This window comes from Streptomyces sp. NPDC002209 (assembly GCF_042890265.1).
In the GTDB taxonomy this organism is placed as follows: Bacteria; Actinomycetota; Actinomycetes; order Streptomycetales; family Streptomycetaceae; genus Streptomyces.
This window is the reverse complement of sequence record NZ_JBIARX010000015.1, coordinates 134,659-158,673: the sequence shown is the minus strand read 5'-3', so window position 1 is coordinate 158,673 and position 24,015 is coordinate 134,659. Positions and strand designations below refer to the sequence as shown.

General features: G+C 69.0%; 27 protein-coding genes and 1 pseudogene. 14 read left to right on the top strand and 14 right to left on the bottom strand.

Features of this window, described 5'->3' with window-relative positions:
* Window positions 1–605 precede the first annotated feature (605 nt).
* Window positions 606–1,601, bottom strand: coding sequence for a GNAT family N-acetyltransferase (locus ACFYXK_RS26090; protein ID WP_389413294.1), 996 nt, complete (start codon window positions 1,599–1,601; stop codon window positions 606–608).
* A gap of 91 nt (window positions 1,602–1,692) precedes the next feature.
* On the opposite strand from ACFYXK_RS26090, the pseudogene ACFYXK_RS26085 reads away from it, so the two are divergent.
* Window positions 1,693–1,854: pseudogene (locus ACFYXK_RS26085) on the top strand (transposase); the annotation flags it as partial.
* Window positions 1,855–1,952: 98 nt separating this feature from the next.
* On the opposite strand, the gene ACFYXK_RS26080 reads toward ACFYXK_RS26085, so the two are convergent.
* The 3 genes from ACFYXK_RS26080 to ACFYXK_RS26070 are packed head-to-tail and all read right to left on the bottom strand — an operon-like array spanning window position 1,953 to window position 3,232.
* Window positions 1,953–2,384 (bottom strand): hypothetical protein, encoded by a 432-nt coding sequence (locus tag ACFYXK_RS26080; protein WP_389413293.1) that lies wholly within the window; start codon window positions 2,382–2,384, stop codon window positions 1,953–1,955.
* Between the two features lie 38 nt (window positions 2,385–2,422).
* On the bottom strand, window positions 2,423–2,758 hold the full coding sequence (locus ACFYXK_RS26075; protein ID WP_389413306.1) for a nucleotidyltransferase domain-containing protein: 336 nt from the start codon (window positions 2,756–2,758) through the stop codon (window positions 2,423–2,425).
* Between the two features lie 30 nt (window positions 2,759–2,788).
* A complete protein-coding gene (locus ACFYXK_RS26070) occupies window positions 2,789–3,232 on the bottom strand; it encodes a hypothetical protein (RefSeq protein WP_389413292.1) in 444 nt (147 codons plus the stop codon).
* Window positions 3,233–3,895: 663 nt separating this feature from the next.
* Between ACFYXK_RS26070 and ACFYXK_RS26065 the strand changes: the two genes are divergently transcribed.
* Both ACFYXK_RS26065 and ACFYXK_RS26060 read left to right on the top strand, forming a co-directional pair.
* Window positions 3,896–4,045 carry a hypothetical protein gene (locus ACFYXK_RS26065; RefSeq protein WP_389413291.1) on the top strand — a complete coding sequence of 50 codons (150 nt, stop codon included), beginning with the start codon at window positions 3,896–3,898 and terminating at the stop codon, window positions 4,043–4,045.
* A gap of 472 nt (window positions 4,046–4,517) precedes the next feature.
* A complete protein-coding gene (locus ACFYXK_RS26060; protein WP_389413290.1) occupies window positions 4,518–5,138 on the top strand; it encodes a hypothetical protein in 621 nt (206 codons plus the stop codon).
* Window positions 5,139–5,791: 653 nt separating this feature from the next.
* Here ACFYXK_RS26060 and ACFYXK_RS26055 read toward each other — a convergent pair.
* Window positions 5,792–6,307: a winged helix-turn-helix transcriptional regulator gene (locus ACFYXK_RS26055; RefSeq protein ID WP_389413289.1), complete on the bottom strand. Its 516-nt coding sequence runs from the start codon at window positions 6,305–6,307 to the stop codon at window positions 5,792–5,794.
* A 101-nt stretch (window positions 6,308–6,408) separates the two neighbouring features.
* On the opposite strand from ACFYXK_RS26055, the gene ACFYXK_RS26050 reads away from it, so the two are divergent.
* On the top strand, window positions 6,409–7,803 hold the full coding sequence (locus ACFYXK_RS26050; protein ID WP_389413288.1) for an MFS transporter: 1,395 nt from the start codon (window positions 6,409–6,411) through the stop codon (window positions 7,801–7,803).
* 262 nt (window positions 7,804–8,065) lie between these two features.
* On the opposite strand, the gene ACFYXK_RS26045 is transcribed toward ACFYXK_RS26050, so the two are convergent.
* Window positions 8,066–8,584, bottom strand: coding sequence for a hypothetical protein (locus tag ACFYXK_RS26045; RefSeq protein ID WP_389413287.1), 519 nt, complete (start codon window positions 8,582–8,584; stop codon window positions 8,066–8,068).
* Window positions 8,585–8,754: 170 nt separating this feature from the next.
* Here ACFYXK_RS26045 and ACFYXK_RS26040 point away from each other — a divergent pair, with 170 nt between their 5' ends.
* Window positions 8,755–9,432, top strand: a complete 678-nt coding sequence (locus tag ACFYXK_RS26040; RefSeq protein WP_389413286.1) for a TetR/AcrR family transcriptional regulator — start codon at window positions 8,755–8,757, stop codon at window positions 9,430–9,432.
* Complete coding sequence (locus ACFYXK_RS26035) at window positions 9,432–9,869, top strand: hypothetical protein (protein ID WP_389413285.1); 438 nt, start codon at window positions 9,432–9,434, stop codon at window positions 9,867–9,869. Before ACFYXK_RS26040 ends, ACFYXK_RS26035 begins: the two co-directional genes overlap by 1 nt.
* 164 nt (window positions 9,870–10,033) lie before the next feature.
* Here ACFYXK_RS26035 and ACFYXK_RS26030 read toward each other — a convergent pair whose 3' ends face one another.
* From ACFYXK_RS26030 to ACFYXK_RS26020, 3 genes are all read right to left on the bottom strand, one after another.
* Window positions 10,034–10,708, bottom strand: coding sequence for a peptidase inhibitor family I36 protein (locus ACFYXK_RS26030; protein WP_389413284.1), 675 nt, complete (start codon window positions 10,706–10,708; stop codon window positions 10,034–10,036).
* A 198-nt stretch (window positions 10,709–10,906) separates the two neighbouring features.
* A complete protein-coding gene (locus ACFYXK_RS26025; RefSeq protein ID WP_389413283.1) occupies window positions 10,907–11,914 on the bottom strand; it encodes a CU044_5270 family protein in 1,008 nt (335 codons plus the stop codon).
* The gene (locus tag ACFYXK_RS26020) at window positions 11,911–12,477 is read right to left on the bottom strand and encodes an RNA polymerase sigma factor (protein ID WP_389413282.1); all 567 of its coding nucleotides are present in this window, start codon (window positions 12,475–12,477) and stop codon (window positions 11,911–11,913) included. The genes ACFYXK_RS26025 and ACFYXK_RS26020 overlap by 4 nt, the downstream gene beginning before the upstream one ends.
* Before the next feature lie 167 nt (window positions 12,478–12,644).
* Here ACFYXK_RS26020 and ACFYXK_RS26015 point away from each other — a divergent pair, with 167 nt between their 5' ends.
* From ACFYXK_RS26015 to ACFYXK_RS25990, 6 genes are all read left to right on the top strand, one after another.
* A complete protein-coding gene (locus tag ACFYXK_RS26015) occupies window positions 12,645–12,995 on the top strand; it encodes a VOC family protein (protein ID WP_389413305.1) in 351 nt (116 codons plus the stop codon).
* Between the two features lie 249 nt (window positions 12,996–13,244).
* Window positions 13,245–14,126 carry a hypothetical protein gene (locus ACFYXK_RS26010; RefSeq protein ID WP_389413281.1) on the top strand — a complete coding sequence of 294 codons (882 nt, stop codon included), beginning with the start codon at window positions 13,245–13,247 and terminating at the stop codon, window positions 14,124–14,126.
* Window positions 14,127–14,843: 717 nt separating this feature from the next.
* Window positions 14,844–15,194: a hypothetical protein gene (locus tag ACFYXK_RS26005; protein WP_389413280.1), complete on the top strand. Its 351-nt coding sequence runs from the start codon at window positions 14,844–14,846 to the stop codon at window positions 15,192–15,194.
* Window positions 15,187–16,083 (top strand): hypothetical protein, encoded by an 897-nt coding sequence (locus ACFYXK_RS26000; RefSeq protein ID WP_389413279.1) that lies wholly within the window; start codon window positions 15,187–15,189, stop codon window positions 16,081–16,083. The genes ACFYXK_RS26005 and ACFYXK_RS26000 overlap by 8 nt, the downstream gene beginning before the upstream one ends.
* Window positions 16,084–16,557: 474 nt before the next feature.
* Window positions 16,558–16,812: a hypothetical protein gene (locus tag ACFYXK_RS25995; protein ID WP_389413278.1), complete on the top strand. Its 255-nt coding sequence runs from the start codon at window positions 16,558–16,560 to the stop codon at window positions 16,810–16,812.
* Between the two features lie 611 nt (window positions 16,813–17,423).
* The gene (locus ACFYXK_RS25990; RefSeq protein WP_389413277.1) at window positions 17,424–18,362 is read left to right on the top strand and encodes a helix-turn-helix domain-containing protein; all 939 of its coding nucleotides are present in this window, start codon (window positions 17,424–17,426) and stop codon (window positions 18,360–18,362) included.
* A gap of 130 nt (window positions 18,363–18,492) precedes the next feature.
* Here the strand turns inward: ACFYXK_RS25990 and ACFYXK_RS25985 are convergent, their stop codons facing one another.
* On the bottom strand, window positions 18,493–19,602 hold the full coding sequence (locus ACFYXK_RS25985) for an alkene reductase (RefSeq protein ID WP_389413276.1): 1,110 nt from the start codon (window positions 19,600–19,602) through the stop codon (window positions 18,493–18,495).
* Window positions 19,603–19,655: 53 nt separating this feature from the next.
* On the opposite strand from ACFYXK_RS25985, the gene ACFYXK_RS25980 reads away from it, so the two are divergent.
* Entirely contained in the window at window positions 19,656–20,027 is a 372-nt protein-coding gene (locus tag ACFYXK_RS25980; RefSeq protein ID WP_389413275.1) for a MerR family transcriptional regulator, read from the top strand.
* 183 nt (window positions 20,028–20,210) lie between these two features.
* Window positions 20,211–20,921, top strand: a complete 711-nt coding sequence (locus ACFYXK_RS25975) for a hypothetical protein (RefSeq protein WP_389413274.1) — start codon at window positions 20,211–20,213, stop codon at window positions 20,919–20,921.
* Window positions 20,922–20,999: 78 nt separating this feature from the next.
* Here the strand turns inward: ACFYXK_RS25975 and ACFYXK_RS25970 are convergent, their stop codons facing one another.
* The 4 genes from ACFYXK_RS25970 to ACFYXK_RS25955 all read right to left on the bottom strand — a co-directional run bounded on the left by ACFYXK_RS25970 (window position 21,000) and on the right by ACFYXK_RS25955 (window position 24,015).
* A complete protein-coding gene (locus tag ACFYXK_RS25970) occupies window positions 21,000–21,953 on the bottom strand; it encodes a hypothetical protein (RefSeq protein WP_389413273.1) in 954 nt (317 codons plus the stop codon).
* Window positions 21,950–22,288 (bottom strand): PadR family transcriptional regulator, encoded by a 339-nt coding sequence (locus tag ACFYXK_RS25965; RefSeq protein ID WP_389413272.1) that lies wholly within the window; start codon window positions 22,286–22,288, stop codon window positions 21,950–21,952. Before ACFYXK_RS25965 ends, ACFYXK_RS25970 begins: the two co-directional genes overlap by 4 nt.
* Window positions 22,289–22,350: 62 nt before the next feature.
* Window positions 22,351–22,743, bottom strand: a complete 393-nt coding sequence (locus ACFYXK_RS25960; RefSeq protein ID WP_389413271.1) for a nuclear transport factor 2 family protein — start codon at window positions 22,741–22,743, stop codon at window positions 22,351–22,353.
* Between the two features lie 51 nt (window positions 22,744–22,794).
* On the bottom strand, window positions 22,795–24,015 hold the full coding sequence (locus ACFYXK_RS25955; protein ID WP_389413270.1) for an alpha/beta fold hydrolase: 1,221 nt from the start codon (window positions 24,013–24,015) through the stop codon (window positions 22,795–22,797).

Genomic DNA, 24,015 nt, shown 5'->3' with positions numbered 1-24,015 from the left:
ATCAGCGACCCGGCCGGCCCCGCAATCACCGTGCCCACGCTGATCGTCGATCCGGAACTCCCCACCGACGTCCGCCACCAGCTCCACCACGCTGACTTGGCAGTCCTGCGGAACCCGGCCGCGTACCGGGGCAAGAGCCCTTGGCGGGGGGTGCTCGCTCCGGCGCGCCCGGCCGGAATCGCAGCGGCAGGGTGCACCGTAGCCTGGGCGACCCCGGAAGTCCGCGACGCCTTCGCCGCCCACCAGTGGTGGGGGCTGGGCATCGGCGCGGGCGTCACCATCCTGTGGTCCGCGGGAGCCGTGTTCGAACGGAAGACCGGGCAGGCGCGATTTGACCGGCTCCACGCGGTCCGGGACTGCGATCTCTCAGTTTCGTGTCAGTGCGCTACCTGCACGAATACCACCCGGTGACAGTGGCATCGCCCCGATCTCTCACATCAATGACAGCGAGCCCCACCCCGGAAACCGACACTGACCAGCACCAACGCACAGCCCCTCACTGTCTCTCACCCCACTGTCACGAAACCGAAAGATCGCACTTGGCGGCCGGGCTCGATGTTCGGGAAGCCGCACCGCCAAGGTGCTACGGATGCACCGCTCCCGGATCAGGCGGCGATCGGTTTGCGGTAGCGGACGTACTCGTTCTGGCGCCGGAACCCTACGCTCTCGTAGAGGTCGTAGGACCGGTGCGGATTCGCGGTCCCGGTGTACAACCGGGCGGTCTCTGCACCGTGCTCGCGAAGACATCGCAACCCGTCCAGCAGCAGGGCCCGCCCGAGGCCCAGGCGTCTCGACTCTGACCGGACACTCAATTCTTCGACTTCACCCACAGTGGGGTCCTGCCGGCGGATGGAGCACAGGGCGACCCCGGCCACATCTTCCCTGTCCCAACCAGCCCGCCAGCAGGTCGGGTCGGCAGTGGCGAGGAAGCTCTCGAACGTCCACCTCTCGGTGAAGGCGGCATCCGCATACGAATCGACGACCGTCTTCCAGGCCGCGCGGTAGCTGCTCGGATCGACCGCACCGACTCGGATGCCGGCCGACAACGGCTTTCCGTCGGGGAGTCGTCGGAGATCGGCCAGCTCCAGCTCCACCAGGCTGAAGACACGCCGGTATCCCGTTTCGAGCAGCAGCGCCGTTGCGTCCTGTTCAGAGGCCATGGCGTTCGCGCCGAGCACAGCCGTCTGTGTGGTTCCATGCTGCTGCACGAGCTGGCGGATACGGCTTTCTGCCCAGTTGAGCATGGCTGAGCCGATGCCCTGGCCTCGGTGCTCAGGCAGCAGGTAGCCGCGGTGCAGATACAACCACGTTCCCTCTCGCTCCTGCCACCACCTGATCGTCAAGTAGCCGACGACGCCACCGTTGTGCTCCACCAAGACCTGGTTCTGGGATGGGTCGTCGAGCTTGGCGGAGGCTTCGGCGATCTCGGCTGCCGTCGGGATTCCTTCCACAACCGAGCGGGCGTCGATCCGGTCCCGCTGCGCGCAGCCCAGCCGCACAGCGGCCATCGCGTCATGGTCGTCGTGGCCGCGATAGGGCCGGAAGACGTAGCCAGGCAACCGTTCCCACGATGCAAGGCCGCTGCCGCTGTTCACGTCCACATCAAAACCCCCGTTACGCTGGATATGTGGTGTCAGCGATCACGAAAGCGTAGGCCGTGGCGATCACACGGCAGAACCCGTTTTCCGCAGCATGACCGTTCGCGGGGACTTGACGGACGAGGCGTGGGACCGGCTGCAGCCGTTCCTGCCAATGAGTAAAGGTCGGTGCGGCAGGTGGCGGGACCACCGGCAGGTGATCGACGGCATCCTGTACCGGGTACGGACTGGGGTGCAGTGGCGTGACCTGCCGGAACTTTCTCGGCACCGTCACCGTCGCAGCCATCGTCATCTGGCTCCACACGTGATCGCCCGGACAGGTCCTTAGCCGGACTACGGCTACCCGGATGCTGACTACCGACCAGATCGCGGCTCGATGAGCAGTGCGTCCATGGGCTTGCTGCGATGCGGACGCAAGACCTCCACCCAGGTCACTCCATCGTCCAGGAGACGGCCCATGTATCCGAAGCCGTTCCACCCCAGATCGACGAAACAACGCTCGGCCTGCTGCTCCCGGCCGAACAGCCGCTGACCATGCAGCGTCACCTCCCCCAGATCCACGCCCCGCTGCTCCAACGCCACCAGGGCGCACGTCGCTGCGCGGCGCAGAGGGCTCGTCTCCACCCACCGCCGCCGTACATGCCAGGCGGCTTCAGGGTCTTCGAGCTCCCCGTCCACCAGCCTCAGCGGCGTAATGCTGATCTTTCCCTCCGTGTGCCGGCCGAACAGCTCGGTCCTCGGCGGGCGCGGCACGAGGCCCTCCAGCCCTTCGAACTCCGCAAGCATGTGGTCCCTGGGCGCAGTCCCCGCTTCCGGATCCGCTGTCAGGGAGGCAAGGCGCTCGCGAGCCAGGGAAAACGGCTCGCCCTTACGCCAGAGCAAGAACAGCTCGAAGCCCTCGTCCTGCAGACTGCTGCTGCCACGGAACTGGAAGGAAATCTCCGGGTGCGGCCCCTCAGGGCTTGGCGCATCCCCACGTACGAGTCACGCCCATTGATCGAGGCATGAAGCGACTCACCGAGCCAGCGCTTGTCCGTACCGTGCTCGATAACGACATCGACATCGTTCGGCTCCAGCGCGCCCCGCGCGTACGACCCGAAGACGTACACCTCCTCCACCAGACCCAGCGGCCAGCCGCCACCCTCGAGCCGCGTAATCATCCGCCAACAGACGCGTCGCACGCTCACCCTTCACCCGGCCGCTCCCTCGGCATAGGCAGCGCGGAACTCCTGCGCCACCACGAAAACAGAACCCGGCACCGCACGCGGCCTCCCGTCCTGCCACGTCCGCCCGATCACCTCCACCGAGGCCCTCCCCCGCGCCAACTGACACTCCTCGACAGCCGCGGCGAACTCCTCGGGAATCTCCCGCCGGTCCACCACACCCGCCACCGCAACCTGCGGAAAGGAACCCCCAAACGTCTCAAGCCGCGACCACCCCAGCGACCGGCCTGCCTTCCGCAGCGCCGAACGGATCAGATCTACCCCGCCCAACTCCTCCGCCTCGTCAACCCCGAGCCGAAGTTCGTACGACCCACCGAAGCCACCCCCGCCCGGCGGACACGAACGACGCAACAACGGCACCAACACAGCGACAAGACGCTCATGACGCGGATCACCCGCAAACGACGGCATCCACCGAGCGTAGCCAGACACAAGCCACCCCGACCCAGCGTTCCGCCACACCCACCCACAGGGACGACAAACACCCCACACACCAAACGACAACAGCCTTCACCGGTAAAACGACACCCCGGTACCGCCGCACCCCAGCCCAGCACCAGTGACAACCCATGACGCACACCCAGTGCACATCACACGACGCCCATCAGCCAGGAACTGCGCAGATTCAGTGAGCCAACACAGTCGCCAACTCACCCAGCCAACCTGCACAACCCCAGGTCAAAAGCATGGCGACTGGGCCGGCGACGACGGCCGCGAGGCCACGCACCGCCCCAAGATCAAGAAGGACCTGACGGAGTCCTGCTACTGGCCTCCTGCAGCGCGGCCCTACACAGGCAGCTCCAGACCACCCAGGGCTCGTTGGAGCTTCAACTCAAACTGCGGCAGGTGCCCCTGTTTCACGGGGTCTGAGCCTGCGGCTCGTTGGTCGAGTCCGCTTCGCCCTCCTGCCCGGGTCTTCCGGCTCAGCCTCCAGGAACAGCCCGTTCCGCGGGCGGCCAGCGCCAAAAGGACCCGCTGTGCTGGGACCGGTTCGGTAACGGCAGGTCCGATACCCCACCGCGCCAGGCAGACTCTTCAGACCGCGAGACCAGCCTCTCCGGACAGGGAGCCCCCGTGGACTTGACCTACGAAGACTTGATCTGGGCAGCCGCCCGCTGGCTCGCCTACGGAATCGGCGCGCTCATCCTCCTCGGAACCACCGTCATCATCGGCATAGCCATCGCGGTCACGATCAAAGAGCGCACGAAAACCCGACGGCAATGAGGGACACCCTCACGACCTCTCGAGTCCCGGCCTCATACTCGTGGGCCTGACCAGACCGAACAGCCACGCGTGATACCGGTCGCCACCGAACGACCAGGGAGAACCCAACCAGGACCACTGACACCCGCATGCCGAACAACCACTGCCAACCGAACACAGATCAATTGCCTCGCTTCTCTCCGGGTACCTGGGGCAGCCCCCGGAGAGGACTGCCTCGCTGCGCAAGCCACTGTGACCCCGTTTCACGGAATCCGGTCCCCCGCACGCGGGCCCTTCCGGGTCTGTCTCCGGGACCAGCCGGCTACGCAGGCTGAGGCCACCTCACGCGTTAACCGAAGCGATCGAGTGAAATTGGCATGTTTCCACCACTTGATGATCAATGCGGCGCTTCTGATCAGTAGATTCCCCACGATCGGCCCCACTCATTCAGGGCCTGATCGCAACGAACGCTCATGGACAGGAGTAACCAGCCATGACCACACACGGGTTGAAGCAGCAGATTTCCGCCCTCACGACCGTATTGGCACTCGGCATTGCACTGCCATTCACTCTTGCCACGCCCGCCCAAGCTGCACCGACCATGAGCATCAACAAGAGCCATGAAGGGACCTTCACACGAGGGGGGCAAGGCCTCTACCACATTGCACTGACCGTCAGCGGCGATGAGGGCGCCAGCGATATCACGGTCACGGACAACCTCCCGACTGGTCTCACAGTCGATAACCTCGGAGGGGACTTCGGGAGCGCCTGCCAAGCCATCAACGGCGGTACGGCGGTGCAGTGCAGCAACTTCGCCATCGGCAATTCCACTGCCACACTCGACGTCGTCGTCAACATCGCCAGCGACGCACCGTGCTCCATCGTCAACACTGTCACGGCCACCTCCCCAACCATTGGCTCCGCCTCGGACAGCGACCAGACCACGGTCGCCGGCGGCGACTGCAATGGTGGGGGAGGCAATGCCGGCTCGATCCTGCCGATCAACCTCAACGGCATCCTCACCGTGTTCAACAACATCAATACCAACAACAACATCAACAGCCCCGGAGCCGGCAACACCAACAACCAGGTCTTCGGCCTGAATGCGCCCTGACCTGTAAGCCGGCCCCTCAAAGCGCCAGCCTAAGTTCCACGGACCCTGCCGGCGCTGAAAGGACTGTCCGGACGGAAGACCACCAGGCTTCCGACCGTCCATGCATCTTCCTGGTAACTGCGCTCGTCTCTTTCGGATCTTGCCGGAGAGACGGCCTGGATCTCGTTGAAGCCGCGCGCCGCGTCGTAGATGTCGGTTCCGATGAAGAGCCTCGACCCGGTCTTCCCATGCAGCGCGCGTCACGGGGTCGTTCATGTAGGCGAGGTGACTGCCGGCGTCTTCCGGATCGGCGACGATCCTGTCGACGAGGCGCTGGAACTTCTCCCGGTCCGAGACAGGCATGTAGTCGCGAGACCGTGCGACCTGCTCGGTGAAGTGCACACGTCTCTTCATCGAGGCAGGAGCTCAGGGACACCGACCTTGCCGCGTTGGACGGCGACCGCCCACGCGACAACCACCAAGCGGGCTCGACCTACGACGAGCTCTACGAGCGCTGCCTGGAGGCGGATGTCGTCGTGCCTCCGGCGCCGCGCATCGCGCCTTCGCGGAAGCCCTCGTGCCGCGATACCCGGACGACGGTCTCAGTGTCGTATGGGCGTCACCGCCGGTCTTCGATGAGGTGGCGACCCGTTCACTCCTGATCCCTGCTGAGTTCAGGAGCCTTCGATCGGCCCTGCCCGGTCCCATCCTGGTGCCCGCACGTCGATCCTGAGGCTTCCCTGCTCGACCTCCTCGCCGCAGGTCCGGCATGTCGACTTCAGATCGAGGTCGTGCTCGGAGCCGGGGCCGCCGTGATGCCGGAAAGCGACCGGTGGGGTGTCCACCGCCCAGCGATCGCCCCAGGCCAGCAGCGCGTGCATGACCGGTGCGAGATCGCGGCCGGCCTCCGTGAGGTGGTATTCGAAGCGCAAGGGGCGCTCGCTGTAGGCGCGGCGCTCGACCACGCCCGCCTCTTCCAATGCGCGCAGTCTGGCGGCGAGGCGGTCGCGAGGGGCGCCGGTGTTGCGGACGATCTGGTCGAAGCGCTGGTTGCCGTAGAAGATCTCGCGGATCGCCAGGAGGGCCCAGCGTTCGCCGACGAGTTGCAGCGCGGCGGCCGCGGAGCACGGCCGACCGGGTACTTCGGGGTGCGGAACCGAGTTCTCGCCCTGCTTCGAGTTCGAGGTCACGTCCCCATCCTCTCCCGAGTCCGTTGTGTTTTCAAACTCGCACGGCTAGCCTCCGATCCATGACAGTTGGATTTTCAAACTCACCAAGAGCGTCTCGAGCCGTGTTCGCGACGGTCGCGGCCGCGGTCTTCATGTCGAACCTCGACCTCTTCATCGTCAACGCGGCCCTCCCGGCGATCGGCGGCTCGTTCGGCGGCAGCGGCCTCGGCTCCCTCTCCTGGATCCTCAACGGCTACGCGATCGTCTTCGCGGCGCTCCTCGTGGTCGCCGGCCGCGTCGCCGACCGCTCCGGCCACAAGTCGGTCTTCTTGACCGGATTGGCGGTGTTCACCCTCGCCTCGGTCGGCTGCGCACTCGCTCCCGGCGTCGGGACGCTGGTCGCGGCACGGCTCGTGCAGGCCGCCGGCGCCGCGCTGCTGATGCCGACGTCGCTCGCGCTGCTGCTCGGGGCGACGGCGCCCGAGAAGCGCGCCGGGGCGGTGCGGGCCTGGGCGTCGATCGGCGGGATCGCCGCCGGACTCGGGCCGGTGGCCGGCGGTCTGCTGGTCGAGGCCGGATGGCGCTGGGTGTTCATCGTCAACGTGCCGGTGGGGATCGCGGCGTTCGCGCTCGGTGCCAAGGTGCTGCCGTCGCCCGGACGCGCTGGGGCGGAGAAGGGTCCGCTGCCCGACCTGTTCGGCGCCATCCTTCTCACCGGATCGATCGCGACGCTCGCGCTCGGCCTGGTCAAGGCTCCTGACTGGGGTTGGACGAGTGCCGGCACCCTCGGCGGCCTGGCTGCCGCGGTGCTGTTCGGCGTCTGGTTCGTCCTGCGCTCGTCCCGCCATCCCGTGCCGATCGTCGAGTTGCCGCTGCTGCGGGTTCCGGCGTTCGCATCCGCCGCGGCCGCGCTGACGCTGTTCACCGTCGCGTTCGCCGGAATGCTGCTCGGCTCGGTGCTGTGGTGCCAGGGGGTGTGGGACTACTCGGCTCTGCGCACCGGCTTCGCCATCGCGCCGGGACCATTGCTGGTGCCGCCGGTCGCGTTGCGGATCGGGCCCGCCGTCGCCAGATTCGGTGCGGGCCGCATCGCGCTGGCGGGAACGGTCCTGTTCGCGGCCGGGATCCTGTGGTGGGCCGCGACGCTCGACACCGGCTCGGCCTACGCGGCCTCGCTCCTGCCCGGCATGATGCTGACCGGCCTCGGCGTCGGCATGACGCTGCCGGTACTGACCGGGGCGTCGGCGGCTGCCCTGCCGCCGGCCCGCTTCGCCACCGGCTCGGCCATCACCTCGATGGGCCGCCAGGTCGGCGCGGTCCTCGGCGTCGCGATCCTGGTCGGCATTCTCGGCACCCCGGCCCCCGGACACGCTGTCGCCGCGTTCCGGCACGGCTGGTACGCGGTCGCCGTGGCGTCCCTGCTCGCCGCGTGCGCGACGGTCCCGCTCGTCCGCAAGCCGCGACCGGCCGCCGCCGAGGTGGCCGACGTCGCAGAGGCCGCAGAGGCCGCCGCCTGAGAGACGGGTCCCGCCCTTCGCTGGACGGACGGGACTCGCACTCGCCCAAAGGGCCGCTGAAGGGCCGCGATCTCAGGAGCGGAGCGCCCGCGACCCGCATCAGCTCGCACGCGGAGCCGGCCGTTCCCCTGCCGTGCCGAGAAGTGAGAGCGGTGAGACACCCTCAAGCTGTGCAGAGACGACCTGCCACAGCGTGACCGGACCGGTCACGAGAGGAGCCTTGCTCGCTTCGCATGGCTCGCGCCAGGGGGAGGGGTGGGGTTCAGACCAGAGCCGCTACGGCGAGAGTGAGCGCGGAGCCGGCGAAGACCACGGTGTGGCGGGCGTTCTGCAGGATCCGGGTCCAGGCGGGGAAGGCGCCCTCGGCGGCTTGGAGGAAGGCGGGGACGTCGATGCGCAGCAGTTCCTGGTCGCCCTTGCGGCGGAAGGCGGCCCGAACGGACTTCGCGGCGCCGAGCTGGCTCTGCAGGATCGCGATGTTCGCGAGGAAGGCGATCGAGGAGAAGATCCAGGTCAGGGTGATGCCCCAGGAGCTGCCGGCCAGGTTGAACGCGGCGGCGGTGAGCAGGGCGGCGGCGAAGCTGCCCGGCGCCCACCACTCGTGGCCGCTCGCGTCGAAACGGAGCTTGTTCTCCTCCAGGACCTCGGGGCGCACGCCCTGCCGGCGGAGCTCGGCGACGGCCGCGGCCTTGGCGGCGGCGCCGAAGCGGTTGCGCAGCAGCGGGATGGAGGCGAAGGCCGCGGCGACGAGGATCTGGGCTGCGGCGGCGAGTGTGTTCACAGGGTTCTCCTTGTCGGTGGCGGCTGCGCGGCATGCGGGCCGGGGTTTCCCTCCAAGACTTTTACTTTGTTCAAGTCCCGGTGCCGAGAACTTTACGAGCGACTTGAACACTGTGCAAGTGTTCTCTTGAACTTAGTGCAAGTCGAGCTGTGGTGACCTATCGTGAGCGCATGCCGCGCGACACCCTGACCCGTGAACAGATCGTCCGTACCGCCGTCGAGCTGCTCGACACCGAGGGGCTGGAAGGCCTCAACATGCGCGCCCTCGGCAAACGGCTGAACTCGGCGGCCACAGCCGTGTACTGGCACGTCAAGAACAAGGACAACCTGCTGACCCTGGCCGGCGACCAGGTGTGGGACGAGATCCGGCTCCCCGACCTCGAGCAGGTCGGCTGGCGCGATGCGGCCGTCGCGATGGCCGGGGACCTGTACGCGATGTTCACCCGCCACCCCTGGCTCGTACAGGCCTTCGCAACACACCTCTTCCACGGCGTCGGCAAGGCCCGCCACGACGACCACAACCTCGCCGTCTACGAGAAAGCGGGCTTCGCCGGCCCGCAGGCCGACCAGGCTGCCGCCGCCGTCTTCACCTACGTACTCGGCAACGCGGCGCCCGCCGCTGCCACCACCTCACTCACCCGACGCATCGAAAGCGAGGGCGGCAACCCCGAGGAGGCCTTCGCCGCCGTGACGCGGGAGGCCATCGAGGCCGCCCGCGGGTTCCCCCGCCTGCGGGAGCGGATCGACTCCGCCGACTACGCGGACTACGCCGAAGCCCCGCCGGACACCTTCGCCTTCGGCCTCGGCTCTCTCCTCGACGGACTGGCAGCCCGACTGGAGAAGTACTGATGGAAACCTCACCCCCTCCCGCCACGGTCCACGACACCGGGCGGGCGCGCCGCGTCTCGCCCGGCATGCTGTGTGCTGCGCTGCTCGTCCCCGTCGTGGCCGCGCTCGGGGTCGTCACCTCCTGGTACGTCCAGGTCATCCACGGAGACTGGGTCGACAGGCAGCAGGAAGCATGCCGCCTCATGGCCCGCCCCCCGATGGAGTACGTCGCCGCATGGACGGGGCCGGCCCTCGGTGTGACGGCGGTACTCCTGTGCGTACTGGTCGCCAGCCGGATCCGGCGGCGCTACGGCCTCCGGGTCTGGGAGACCTGGCCGGGGCTCGTGGCCTACGTCGTGGTGTGGATCAACGTGCCGGCGATCCTGCTGGAGCTGTTCACGCTGTGGGCCACGTTCACCCCCGACGGATCGGGGTCGGTGCTGGGCGACTGCGGGTAGGCGCCACGGCGACCGGCGGCGCACCATCCATGAGCCGACAGCGCGAAGGGCCGACACCTCGAATGAGGTGCCGGCCCTTCGTGGCCATGAGTTCTTCGAGTTTCGCGCCTCAAGGATCGGCCACCGCACTCGATGGCGCCGCGGCAGTCCCGGAGGGCGGCGGATTACATGCTCAGCGCGTCAGCCTTGTCGTTCCACGTGCCACCGGTTACGTACCCGAGCGTGGTCAAGTCGTAGCAGGTGCCGGCCGGAATGGACATCGACGGGTCCGGCATGAAGTCCCGGAAGTCGATCAGAGTCCCGCCGAACTGCGGCCGGTTCACACAGATGGAGCTGGCCTGGTCGCGGAAGTTCCAGTTGCTGAGGTTCTTGGTGCCGCCTGCGCTCCACTGGAGGCGTCGACCGCTGTAGTCGGAGTGCTCCCACAGACAGACCCATCCGCTCCCACAGTCCCAACTCGAGGACGTCGACGCGGGCGCCTGCTGGCCGAGTGCCTTTCGGGTCTCGTTCGCCTTCTTGGCGACCGCGGCATTCTCCTTCACCAGGGACGAGTCGGCCTCGGCCTGGCTGTCGAAGCACTTGACCTCGCCACTCGGCACCTCGGCACAGACCTGAGCACCCTGCCAACCCTGGGCAAGGTTGATCTGCTTGCCCTTGTAGGTCGCGATGACGGGCTTCGACGCGGCGATCTCGCTGCTCATCTGCTGCTCTGCAGCCGGGCCGAGCGCCCCGGAAGCAGGCGCGGACGGCGACGGCGTGGCAGCCCCCGCCGAGGACGCCGTGATGAGCACGGCGCCGACTGCGGCAGTCACGGCAAAGCCGATACGTACGGAACGCATGGAACCACTCCCCCGGTTTCGAGCTACCTGACGGCAGCTCACATTCCAGACATGGGCGTGCAGTTGGGATCAACCCAGCCGCATGCAGCCGGAACAGTAACCAGGGAGTGCGGCGCTCCGCGTGACCGAGATCACTCAACAGCGTCCCCTGTGGGCGAGTCGGTCACACGATCGAATTCTTTGGCTTGAAGACGCCCTCTACTGCGTCGGCGTCTGTCCGGCCCTGTCCACGACCCCCCGGCCGACAATGGCCACGGATGTCACCGGCGTTCCGGCCTTCCCCCACGCACTGTCTTTGAGAAGCACGGTTCGCTCGCCCAGCAGGCGCAGGCTGCCCTTGTCGAAGATCCATTCGGTTCGCTCGCCCTTGTGGACACGGGCGATCGCGACGCCCGTCCGGCCGGCGGCATCCGTTGCCTCGGGCACCAGGATGACGCCGGGGATGCGCGCGGCAGCCCGGTAGAGAGCGGCGCTCACGCCAGGAGGGGCTTCCACGGTCCGCAACAGGTCACCGATCGCGACGAACGCCTCCTGGTCGGGGCCAGTGGTCGATCCCGAGTCGGCTCCGTGGTTGAGGCGGGTGTCGGCGTAGATCGTCTCCAACAGACGGTCGGGGTCAGTCGGGAGGGCTTCGAGAAAGCGGTAGGTGGGGCCGTTGAGGCTGGCCTTGTCCTTGCCGCGGGCCGGATCCGTCGCGTTGCCCTTCGCGTTACGGGTGAGTGTTCCGGCGGTCCCGTCCACGGACACCCAGCGCTCGGCCGATTCGTCCGTCCTGGCCGCTTCCATTCCTCCGCCCGCGGTCTCGGACAGGGACGTGGAGTGCCCGGTCGTCTTCGTGTACAGGAACTGGCCGTCCCGGACGGTCGGAGCGGGCACCTCCTGCGCCGCCAGAGCAACACGGTCCAGCAGCTGCACAGCCGCCGGCTCGGGCCGGGCGACGGGCGGGCGCTCGTCGAAGCTGTTCACGCCGAAGGTGACGGCCAGCGCTACGGCACATGTCGCGGCCCCGGCGGCGAGGAACAGGGCCAGAGGGCGACGGATCGGGGTACGGGCAGGTCGGGCGTCCCCTGCTGTTTCGCGCATCAGGTGCTCCTTGATCCGGCGATGTCCACTGAACGGCAGGTCGGTATCGGCAAGGCCGGGCAGGCGCCGGATGATCTCCGCGCCCTCGGACGGGTCGAGTCGTGCGTCGTCGGCGGCATTCACAGGTTTCCCTCCCGTGCGGTTGGCGACGCGGGGACGCGTCTGGAGGCTGGGGGCTCCGCGAGGTAAGCGGCTGCGAGTTTGCGCAGGCGGGCGCGGGCGCGGGAGAGACGCGAGCGCACGGTACCCACGGGCACCCCACATGCCTGCGCCACCTCGTCGTGGCTGAGGCCGGACCACACGTGCAGCAGGAGGATCTCGCGGTCCGCGCGTCGCAGCCGGTTCAGAACGGCAAGGGCGGCAGCGGCCTGAGCCGCGTCGGTGATGCGGGAGACGACATCGTCCGCCAGGTCGGGGACGGCGTCGGAAGGCGGAAGGCGGGCTATCGCGTCCCGGTGACGGCGCGCCGCCCTGCGGGTGTTCCGTATGACGTTGGTAGCGATCCCGAACAGCCATGCACGATGGCTGCTGACGCCGTCGAGCGTTTCGCGGAGCCGCCATGCCTCAAGGAAGGTGAGGGAGACGATGTCCTCCGCCCCGGCACGGTCGGCGGTCATACGGACGGCATGCGCGTACACGGCCCGGGCGTGTGCGTCATAGATTTCCGCGAACAGTTGGTGGTCCACACCGGGTAGTGTCCGCACCCGCGACTGCGTTGCATGTGACGTACGACACGCACCGGAAGGCTCCCGCGTGAACACGCCTCGAGCGTGTCTCTTTGATGGGCGGTCAGTCCAGGCGTGCCAGGATGCCGGGACACGACCGCGAGCACGTCGACGGGCAGGAGCCGGCCATGATCAGCGGTGCACATGTCATCCTCTACAGCCAGGACGCGGACGCGGACCGCGTATTCCTCCGTGACGTCCTCGGCTTTCCCGGCGTCGACGCGGGCGGCGGCTGGCTCATCTTCAAGCTGCCCCCGGCCGAGGTGGCCGTGCACCCGACCGACGGCCCGCCCCAGCAGGAGTTCTTCCTGATGTGCGACGACCTCGATGCCCAGCTCGCTGAGCTGCGCGCGCAGGGCGTCGAGATCACCCGCCCGGTCAGCGAACAGCGCTGGGGCAAGCTGACTGCGATCCGGCTGCCCAGCGGCGCCGAACTCCCGCTGTACGAACCCCTGCACCCCATCGCCCACAGCCTGTGACCCCACGGCACTCAGCTCGTCGTGACGAATCGGCCCGGCGCGCGACGCTCTGACGTCGTCGCACCTGCGCGAGCGGTTCGCCGTGTCTGCTGATGCTGATGGCGAAGTCGCGGCACAGGGCCCCGTGCGGACAGCTGACGAACGACACCGCGGAGGAGAAGCGATGGGCAGCATGCGGGACGACGGCGAACCGGGCGACAGCGGGGAGATGACCGCCGGAGCGGCCCGGATCGCTGCGGGGGCTGTCCGGTGACGGAGGGCGGTGCGGTACTGACGTTCGCCGGCGGCCTCCCCCCGGTGGACCTCGATGGCGCTCGGCTGTCCGTGTCCGCGCCGGGCAGCACGTCGCTGACCGGCTGGGCTCGGCCGGGTGCGCAGACTCCGAGAGGGGAACTGTGCCTGCCGCTGGTCGAGCACGGCGGCCGCCGCTGGGCGGTGGCGGACGTCCATGTAGCCGTCTCCTCCGGTGGAGGTCCGCGGGACCGGGTGGACGTCAGCTGGCACAGCGGCCATGAGCTGGAGGCGGTGGACCCGCACGGAAAGTTCCGCGTGGAAGTGGAGTGGCTGCTGCGGGCCCGGACGCTGAAACTGCTGGAGCTCGGCGACCTGATCGACCAGATCGCGCGGCACGCCGTCACCCTGGCCTCCGGTAACAGGGAGCCGCGGTGGGCGCGGCGCCTGGAGCTCGCCTGCAACGAGGTGGCCTCGCGGGATCCGCTCGTGACGCCTCGGCGGCCGCGCCGGTGCGCCGAGGCGGGTCCGGTGCGGCTGCTTCACGACGTCATGGCCGCCGGCGGGCACCTGGCCACCACCACGGGCACGGTGCGGGCCCGGGCCGAGAGTCCGGACCAGCTCGCGGGGCTGTCCCTGGTCACGGTTCCCCGACGGATGCCCGCTCTCCCGGACGCGCCGGTCCTGCTGGTCAACGCCCTGGCCCACACCCTGGGTCTGCTGCGGGCCTGCGAGGACGTGGCCAACGAGGAGCGGGCCCGAGCCCGGGCCCGTAGTGAGGGAGCGCCGGATCCCGTCACGTCGGCCGGGGACGCCTTCAAGGCGGAGTGCGAGGCGCTGCTTCGGCGCTACACGCCGCGAACCCCCTGGCTACGTCGGCCGTCGGAAGTGGGCCGGTGACACCCGGATTTCCCCGACCGACGCACGGGTTCAGAGCCGACCGGACAGGGCGCCGCACCGGGAACAGGTCGGGATGCCGGCCGCGACACCCGTCGTCTCCGGCGCCGGCCCTGCCGACCCTCCGCGCCGGGCCTGCAATGCGGCCACGTGCCGGGACAGGACGTCCTTGAAGTGTTGTGCGCGTCGTAGTTCTCGGCTGTCCGTGTAGTGCATACCGCCAACCCCTGATGACGTCCAAGCGGTGATTCCCGTACCCAGTGCAGCGCAGATCAGCACGATCCACGGTAGGGCGTCTGTCACAGCGGTTCCTTTCCGTGACTGAGGTGAGAGTGGCGCCCGTGGCCGGGGCCCGGGCGACACCTCGACATAACGCAGCGGCATATGACGAGTTGCGTTTTGTCAGCCGATTGCAGTCATGCGCGGCATTGCGTCGACCTTCGGCAGTTCGCATGCTTTGCATACGAACATTCAGGTTCGAGATGGGGGCGCGTGGCGGAACGTGAGCGCCGCGTCAGGGGCCGAGTGCGCTTCGCCGGCCGGCCCGGAGGCCGTGCGCCCATAGGTGGTCGCGGATTCCGAGGGCGCCCCGGCCTACGGCACTACTTGCTGCCGACGGGAATAACCGCAGCTCGCACGGGGTGCGGCTGCGGACTTCGCATGTGCATAACCGATAAGAGACACCTGTCAACCCGTGCCTGCCTCGCCACCCTCACCTGCATGGAGCACACCTTCCCAGGGTTCCGAAGCGTTGGGTGGACTATGACAACAGCAAACCACTCGGCAATTTTTCCGCAGGGCTCAGAGGGCGATGGCGGCAGGGTTCGCGTCGGGGCCACGAGGGTGGGGAAATGGACCTACACGCCGGTCTCGACGGACTGGGCACCGAACGAGAGCGCGACGCTGCACCGTGAGGGGAGGGAGGTCGACCTCCACTACTCGTCGTCGCTCTTCGAGGACTTCCTCGAGACGATGAGCGCGATCGAGAACGACTTCGGCCGACGGCTGCACGAGGCGGCTTCGATCAAGCCGTCCGTCGGCGAGCGATCCGGGCGGAACTCCCTTGTATGAGTACGGCCTTCACGACGCGAGTAGCTTCTACGGCCAGCCGGACGGGCCGGTGGCCTGGCCGGGGCCGGAACCCGCGCAGCACGCAACGCCCACGCAGCCGCCCCTCGGGCTGAGCGAGGTGAACTCCGGGTGGGATCCGGCGGAGGAGCTGGCCTACCTCCTGCAGGAATCCAGAGGAGCGAGGCACACAGAGCCGCTCGACCGGATCGGATTCCATGAATCCGCCGACACGATCAGCGCCGCCGACCTTGCCGCCGGACTGCCTCAGGGCACCCACGACGGGCCGCGCGCGGAGAACTCCCACGGGCACCGCCGGGTTCCACCGAAGGCGCCGATGCTGACCCTGTTCCGAACGGGCAGCCTCTTCTCCGCGTTGCTGGTCGCGATCATCGCCGCCGTGGTGAGCATCTTCAGCGGTCTGGCCATCTCCGAGGCCCTGCGCCAGAGCGCCGGACCGAGCACCGCGCACGACGTCGTCAGCTGGTGGCCCCTGCTGCTCTACGGACCGTGGATGGTTGCCTCCCTGTCCATCCTCCGGGCAGCCCTACATCAGCGTCGCGCCATCCATTCCTGGACCATCGTCCTCTTGTTCTCCACCCTCGCCACCCTGCTGTGCGTGGCCCAGGCGCCCAGAACCTTCGCCGCGCAGGCTGCTGCCACGCTTCCTCCCATCGCGGCACTGGCCTGCTTCCAGCAACTCGTCCGTCAGATCACACTCACGCGGCCACCCCGTCACCCCGTCCCGCGCCACCGGAACCGGACGGCCTCCCAGCTTCGGCCGCCGGCCACACCGAGCAGCCCGGGTACCCCGGTTTCCGAATACCCGGTGGTGGATCACAGGTCCGCGGGGCGTTCCACCCCCGGCTACAGATTCCGCTACGGGTCATGAGGGGGTCGCCGCTCCGGTGCGGGCGAAAGCCTGCTGCCCCCGCCGAGCGAGCCCCGTCGTCGTGGTCGTAGGGAGTCCCGCTGCAGATCGATGTGCGTCCTCTGCCGGGGGCGGCGTCGGAGGGGTCCGGAGCGAAGGTTCCACGGTGCACGGCGCCGTGGGGACGCGGTGCACAGCGGTCGAGCGTCGCTGATGTGTCGGACAACTCGATCCTTCCCGGGTTCCTACGCTCGTGATCACTTCCATCTCAGGAACGAAGATCGAAACCGATAGGTCACGGGCTGGGCACGGTCTCAGTCCTACGGGTCTACCGCACCGAACAGTCACGACCTGGGCATCAAGGCCCGAGCTGCACCCGGCGGAGCGCGGGGTGCCTCCTCGTGCTGTCGTGCGCCCGACCGCCCGAACCGTCCGCATCGGCAACGCGCTTGAGCGCCGCGCCCCGTTTCCCGTCCATCGCGAGAGGACAGCATCATGATCCACGACCTAGCCCGCGCGGAGCGAATCCGGTACGAGCGACGCCAGGAGGCCGCGTACCGGGCCGGCCAGGAAGCCGTCACCAACCTCCAGGCCGCACTGGCCCTCGCCGGCCTGGCCCTTCCCTCACTCAGCAACGACGGACCTGTGGGCTGCCGCGGTCTGGTCCGGCTCGGAGGGTGCAGCACCGACCTCGCCAACCAGCTCGCCGAAGTCATCGCGGCCGGGGCCCACGCCCTGCAAGACCGGTAACTCCGGGCCGTGACCGATCCCCGCCACAAGTGACACGCCCGCGGAGGTTCTTGCATGAACGCGTGGCAGCCTTCGTCCCACCTTCCGAGGGAGCCCCGAACGACACTCGACCCCTACCGGTTCCCGGGTATACGGGGCTTGTCGGACGCCGAGGAATCGAGCGCCCCGTGCCCCGGGGAGCCTCCCCCCGCCTCCGATCATCCTCCGGGCGGCCTGAGTCCCGCAGACCGCCGACGCCTCGATCTGCACGCTTGCCTCGTCGCCGCGGGCGTTCCGCCGCTCGTCGGCGACCTCCACGCCATCGCAGTACTCTCCACGGTCGACGACGAGACCAACGCAGCCGTCCGACGGTGGATCTCCAGCACGTTCTGACGCCGCCGTCCGTCCCTGCCATGCGCCCCACAGCACCGCAGCGGGGGCGCAGCCCCCGCCACCGACGGCCGCATTATAGGAACCGCGCCACCGTCAGCCTCCCGTCTTAGTCCGAACAGGTGGTGCTCATCATGCAGATGCGGACAGTGCCCGGCCGGGTATGCAGAATGCGATTTGCCGATGTCGGCCGTGGGGCGAGGGTGCCTGCGCGAGGTCCTTGAGCAGGAGGTGCACGGCCGGTGACGGCGAACGGAAGTCCCACGGTCAGAAGGCGCCGCCTCGGCGCGGAGCTTCGCCAGCTTCGCCGGGCGGCGGGAATGACGTCCGTCCAGGTGGCGAAGCACCTGCTCGTGTCACAGCCCAAGATCAGCCTCATCGAGACGGGGCGCCGCCCCATCAATCCGCGTGATGTGCGCGATCTGTGCCGACTCTACGGAGTCACCGAGCAGGACGTCGTCGAATCGCTGATGCGCATGGCGAAGGAGTCGGCTCGGCAGGGCTGGTGGGTGGCCTGCGGCGATGTTCCCTACGGCGTGTACATCGGGCTGGAGACGGAGGCCGCCGCCATCCACTCCTACGAGCCGCTGGTGGTCCCCGGCCTGCTGCAGACCCGCGCCTACGCAGCTGCGGTCATCGCGGAAACGATCCCTTGCCCCCCGGTCGAACAGGCCGCAGTCCGTCTCGACGTGCGGCTGCGACGCCAGCACCGCGCGCACCACCCTGCCCGACCACTGCGCTTATGGACGATCCTGGACGAATCCGTACTGCATCGCACCATCGGCAACCGAGAAGTCATGCGGGAACAACTCGAGCGTCTGAACACTCTCGGCGAACAGCCCCACATCACCGTGCAGGTCCTCCCCCACAGCGCCGGGGCCCACCCTGGGGTCACAGGGCAGTTCTCCACCCTCACGTTTCCCGACACCGACGCGGGAGTCGTCTATCTGGAGCGCTTCACCGGTGACCTCTACGTGGAGAAGCATGCCGACCGGCGCATGTACCACATCATGTACGACCACCTTCAGGCACAAGCCCTCAACCCTTGCGACACACGCCACTTCATCAACGACATGATCAAGATGTACGGCGGAGCGCCGGTGCCCCGTGAGCGTGCCGTGAACAGGTGGACGCCTGCTCGGGAGGCCCCGCGCGGCGACCTCGTGCACAGTCTCCGCTGACGCGAGTTGATACGAAACCGCCGCCGCCTCCGGCAAGGACCTCCCGAAAGGCCAGGCGGCCCCCCAGCCGTTTCGGGATCCCGCAGTCGAGACCTCGGCCCCTCGTCCACAGCCCCTCCGGACGGAACGCCTAGGCTCCGAGCACGGGGTAGTCGCTGTAGCCCTCCGGCCCGTGTACGTGCATCAGGAACTCCGGACGGATCTCGTTGAGCGGCGCGCCCGTGCGCAGCCGCTCCACGAAGTCGGGGTTGGCGAGGAAGCCCCGGCCCAGTGCCACGAGATCGGCGCCCTCGGACAGCAGGCGTTCGCCCCGGCGCTTGCCGCCGTCGGCCGCGACCTCCTCGCGGGAGAGCGCCGGGTTGGCGATCAGGGTGCCGGGCCAGTCCCGGCGGATCTGCGCGAAGCGGGGCCGGTCGGGGTCGGCGTGGACCTGGTGCAGGTAGGTCGGCGCCAGGTCGGCCAAGGCCTTGACCAGTGCCGGGTAGATCTCCTCGGTGTCGCCCTCCTCGATCCCGTTGACGTCCAGTCCGGGCGAGATGCGTACTCCGACCCGCTCCGGGCCGATGGCCTCGGCGACGGCGCGGACCACCTCGACGGTGAACCGGATGCGGTTCTCGACGGAGCCGCCCCACTCGTCGGTGCGGCGATTGGTGTTGCTCGCGAGGAACTGGTGCAGCAGGTGGCCGTTGGCGGAGTGCACCTCCACCCCGGCGAAGCCCGCCTCGACGGCGTTCCTGGCCGCGCTCGCGAAGTCGGCGATCGTGGACCGGATGTCGTCGGCGGTCATGGCGCGCGGTACGACGCCGTCCCGGAGGCCGCCGGGGGTGTGCAGCTGCTCGGGGAACGGCACCGCGGACGGGGCGAGCGGTACGTACCCGCTCGTCTCCGGGTGGCCGACCCGGCCGCCGTGCTGTAGCTGGAGGAACATCTCCCCTCCACCGGCGGCCCGCACGGCCTCGGTGACCCGGCGCCAGCCGGCGATCTGCGCCGGGGTGTGGATGCCGGGGATGTGCGGGTAGGTCTGCCCGACGGCGTTCGGGGTGCTGGCCTCGGCGATGATCAGGCCGGCCGAGGCGCGCTGTGCGTAGTACGTGGCCATGAGTTCGCCGGGGACTCCGTCGGCCCCGGCGCGATTGCGGGTCAGCGGGGCCATCACCAGGCGGTTGGGCAGTTCCAGGCTGCCCAGGCGGGCGGATTCGAAGAGGCGGGAAGCGGCGGGACCGTGCTGTGTCTGCGTCATGCCGGTACCGTAAAAGCTCACACTGGTGTCAGATTCAAGAGCAGGGGTGGGGCATGCGGATCGGGGAACTGGCGGCGCGCACCGGGGTCGGTGAGCGTTCGCTGCGCTATTACGAGGAGCAGGGCCTGCTGGCTTCGGACCGGACGCCCGGCGGCCACCGGGACTTCCCCGAGCGGGCGGTCGACCGGGTCATCCGGATCCAGGAGCTCTACGCGGCCGGCCTGCACAGCGCGAAGATCGCGCAGATCCTGCCCTGCATGCGGGACGAGGACGGCGGCCCGTCGGTGCGCGCCACCCCGGCGCTGGTGGCCGAACTGGCCACGGAGCGGGACCGGATCGACCGGATGATCGGCGATCTGATCCGCTCGCGCGAGGTGCTGGACGAGGTGATCGAGGCGGCGGCGGGCCACACGACGGCCGCCTAGGCCGTCTCTTCCGGATCTTGCCTGACCCGCGCGGTGCGGCTCGAGCGTCGAGCGCCTTCGGTGAATCCTTTTCCCAGTACGACTGATCCCCCCGCACGGGTGGTCCGTGTGCCGGACCTGGGCCCGGCCGATGGACGGCACCCCTATAAACAGGGTGCTTCCTTCTCCCGAATGCTTCGACTGATGGGTCGTCATACCATGCTGAAGGCCGCTCTGCGGGTCCTTGCCGCCACCTTCCTCCTCTCCGTCGTCGTCACCCCGTCCGCCACCGCGGCACCGGCGGCGGACGACGACACCACCACCGCGCCCTGTGGTCCGGTCGTCGAGTACCGGGCCTCGGACTGGTGGCGCACCACGACGAACACGCAGATCGCCCGTACGGTCGCGGCCACCGCGTCCAGCGAGCGCTGGCAGTGGCGCGAGGACGTCAACACGCTGTGGCGCGGCGACACGAGGGAGAACGTGGAGGAGATCTTCGGGACCGGCTTCACCCCGCGCGGCGACCAGCTGATCCCCCTCGCCGAGTACATCGTCAAGGGAGGCGGCCAGCTCAGCACGCACCTCAGCACCAGCTGCGACCAGTCGGTGGCCAAGAGGTTCGCGACGTACGGTGCGGAGAAGACCGGCTGGGTGTACGAGATCTACGCGCCCGGCGGCATCGACGTCAACGCGACGGCCCGTGTGAACAACTACCAGTCGCCGTACCTGTGGAACAAGGAGATCGACTTCCCCGGCGGCATCCAGGGCAACTTCATCAAGGGCGCGTGCAAGTACCGGCTGGCGTACACCGACCCGGTCACCAACGACAAGACCTGGGAGCAGCTCGGCTGCAAGGACAACGCCGGCTTCGCCCCCTACAAGACCGAGCCGGCCGCTTACGCCCTCGCACACTGACCGAGCCCGGCGGTCCGGCTCGTCGTGGCAAGGCGTCACGACGAGCCGGACCGCTGCGGCGGGGGCTGGACTGTCGGCTCAGGCGGTGCGGCTCTGGCGGCGTTGCGCGGTGATGGCGAGGAGGGGGATCGGCATCAACAGGCAGAGCAGCACGACGTGGCCCGGCAGTGATCCCGCGAGGTAGTCCGGCTGGCCGGCGATCGCCGCGCCGCGGACGAGCGTGAACGCCGCGACCGGGATGAGCCACCGGTAGTCGCCGGTGGCCGCCGTCATCACCCACGCGGCGGTCAGCGCGGCGACCTCGACGGCGAACTGGCCCCGCTGGAACCACGGATCGCCCGAGGTGATGTGCAGGGCCCCGGCCGCGAACAGGGCGGCCGCCACCGGGACGAGCCAGCCGTACGAGCGGCGGCGCAGCGGGCTCGGGCGGTGGGCCGCCAGTCCCGCGCAGGCGAGGAACAGGGTCCCCGAGAGCACCAGGTCATGGGCGCGCAGCGGAGCAGCCAGCCCGTAGTAGCCGACGCCCATCACGCCTTCGTCACCGAAGAAGGTCGAGCCGGCGATCCCGGATCCGACCACGAGCATCGCCGCTGAGGCCGGCAGCGCGATCCACCGCCGGCCGCGCAGCAATGCGACCAGGCAGATCAGCGGGAGCAGGCCGTAGGGCAGGAACCGCGTCCGGGTTCCGGGGCCCTGGGTCCAGGGGAACCAGCCCGCGCCCTCGAAGCCGACGGTGTGGCCGCCGGGCGCGGTGTGCAGGGCCCAGTGCCATACGTCCTGCAGGTACGGCACGAGCGCAAGGGCGGCGAGGACGAGGGCGGTCAGGTGGAAGCCGTCCAGCCACCACGGCCGGGACTTGTCCTCGCAGGCCGCGCGGGCGTGGGCCTGCACCCCTCCGCGGAGCAGTGCGACGACCTCCCTCGGGGGCGGCCAGGAGCGGCCCGGGTAGGCCTCGTCCAGGCAGCCCAGCACCTCCTCTCCCTGCCGGGTGCGGTAGTCCTTGGGGTAGGCGGCGAGCAGGATGCGGTTCATGCCTGGGCCACCCTGAAGGAGGGACGGCCGATGACGACGGCCGCCGCCTGCTGCATGCGCAGGGCCTCCTGCCGGAGTACGCCGTCGCCGTCCTCGGTGAGCCGGTAGTAGCGCCGTGCCCGGCCGTCCACGATCTCCTCGTGATCGGCTGCGACCCACCCGGACCGTTCCATCCGGTCCAGCGCGCCGTAGAGGGTGCCGACGGCGAGCTTGACCCGACTGTCCGTGGCCTGCTCGGCGGCCTTGATGATGCCGTAGCCGTGCAAGGGGCCCTCCTGAAGGGCCGCAAGGATGAAGTACTGCGATTCCGTCGGAGACGGTGATCGTTTCGTCATGTCCGCGAGCATATATCGGCCTCCGATATATGCATGACGGGGGGTCCGATCCGAGTCCGGGGTCAGCGGGCGCTGCCGATGGCGCGGTCGGCGTCGGAGCCGCTCAGCATCAGGGTGGTCTCCTCGATGCGGTGGAAGCGTCCGTCGGGGGCGAGTTCGGCGAAGACGTAGACCTCCATGGTGACGGTGGCGCCGTCGTTCTTGGTGATGTGGCAGGTGTGCCGGTCGGCGTACTTGTCGCCGTCGTACAGCTCGTCGTGGACCTCGACCGTGCCGCCGGCGACGATGCCGCGCAGGTGGCTGATGTGGTCGAGGAACTCGGCGCGGTCGGCCCACTCGCCGTCCGTGCGCTGGCGGTACCCGGGGGTGAAGTGGCGTTCGGCGGCCTCCTCCAGGGTGATGTCCCGGTTGAAGAGCAGGTCGTTCAGGGCGGCTTCGATTCCGGTGCGGGTCATGGTGATGGCTCCCTTGGGGGGTGGGTTCGGATTTGGGTTGGCGTTGGGGCGTTACGCGGTCTTGGCGAGGGTGGTGTCGAGCCAGTCGTAGATGCGGGCGAGGGCCAGGCGCATGGCGCCGGGGTGGCAGTGGGCGCCGGCGCCTTCTTCGGAGGTGAACAGCATCAGGGTCTTGGGGCAGGTCAGGGCCGCGTAGAGCTGCTCGGGCTGGCCCTTGAAGAACTCGTCCTCTTCGGCGTCGCACACGAGGGTGGGGCACTGGATCCGCTCGGCGATGCCGTCGGCGAGGGTGTAGTCGAGGTAGGAGGCGCTGAAGGCCCGGGGGGTTTCGACGCCCATCACGTACATGCCGTGGTGGATCGCCCAGCGTGCGGTGGCGTCCTCGGCCGTGATCTGCTCCAGGCGTGCGTCGAGCTCGGGGGCGGAGTCCGCGCGCAGGAGCCGTTCGGCCTCGTCGCGGTCGCCGGGGAGGTGGCGGGTGGAGACCTGGCCGAGGTCGTAGACGCCGTCGACGGCGATCAGGGCGGCGAGGCGGTGCTCGAAGGCGGCCGCCCTGGGGGCGAGCAGGCCGCCCATGCTGCTGCCGAGGAGCGCGATGCGGCTGTTGTCGACCTCGGGGAGCGTTTCGACGAAGTCGATGACCGGGGTGATGACGTTCTCCCAGTCCGGGCGGAAGACCAGGCCCTGGTGGTGGCGGGGGCCGGGCTGCCCCGGGCCGTCGAAGGTCAGGACGGTGTACCCGCGCTCGACGGCGGCCAGCGCGCCGCTGAAGTGGAGTTCCTCGGCGGTGCCGTCGAATCCGCTGTGCATGATCAGGGTCGGGCGGGGCGTGCCGCTGTCGTCGGCCCGGTAGAGGTAGCCGGGCAGGGTGGTGCCTTCGTAGGGGATGCGGACCGGTTCGATGCGGGGGGTGTGGAGCGCGGCCGCGGCCCGGAAGCAGGCGACGCTGCGGTCGTAGGCGTGGTCGTGGCGGGGGTCGCACGGGTGGCCGTGCTGGAAGAACTCCGCCGAGCGGTAGTAGTTCGAGGCGCGCAGGAATCCGTCCCGGGCGCTGATGGCGTGGCCGGCGTCGAGGGCCCGCTGGGCTTCGGCGGCGACCCGGTCGGCGGTCGCCATCCACTCCTCGTGCCAGCTGTCGTAGTCGCCCTCCTCGATGCGCTGACCGGTGGAGACGACCTCGCCGAAGTCGGCGCCGCCGTAGGCGATGTGGCTCATCGAGCGCAGGGTCTCGTACCAGAACTGGGTGTTGTCGGGGAACAGCAGCGGCTTCAT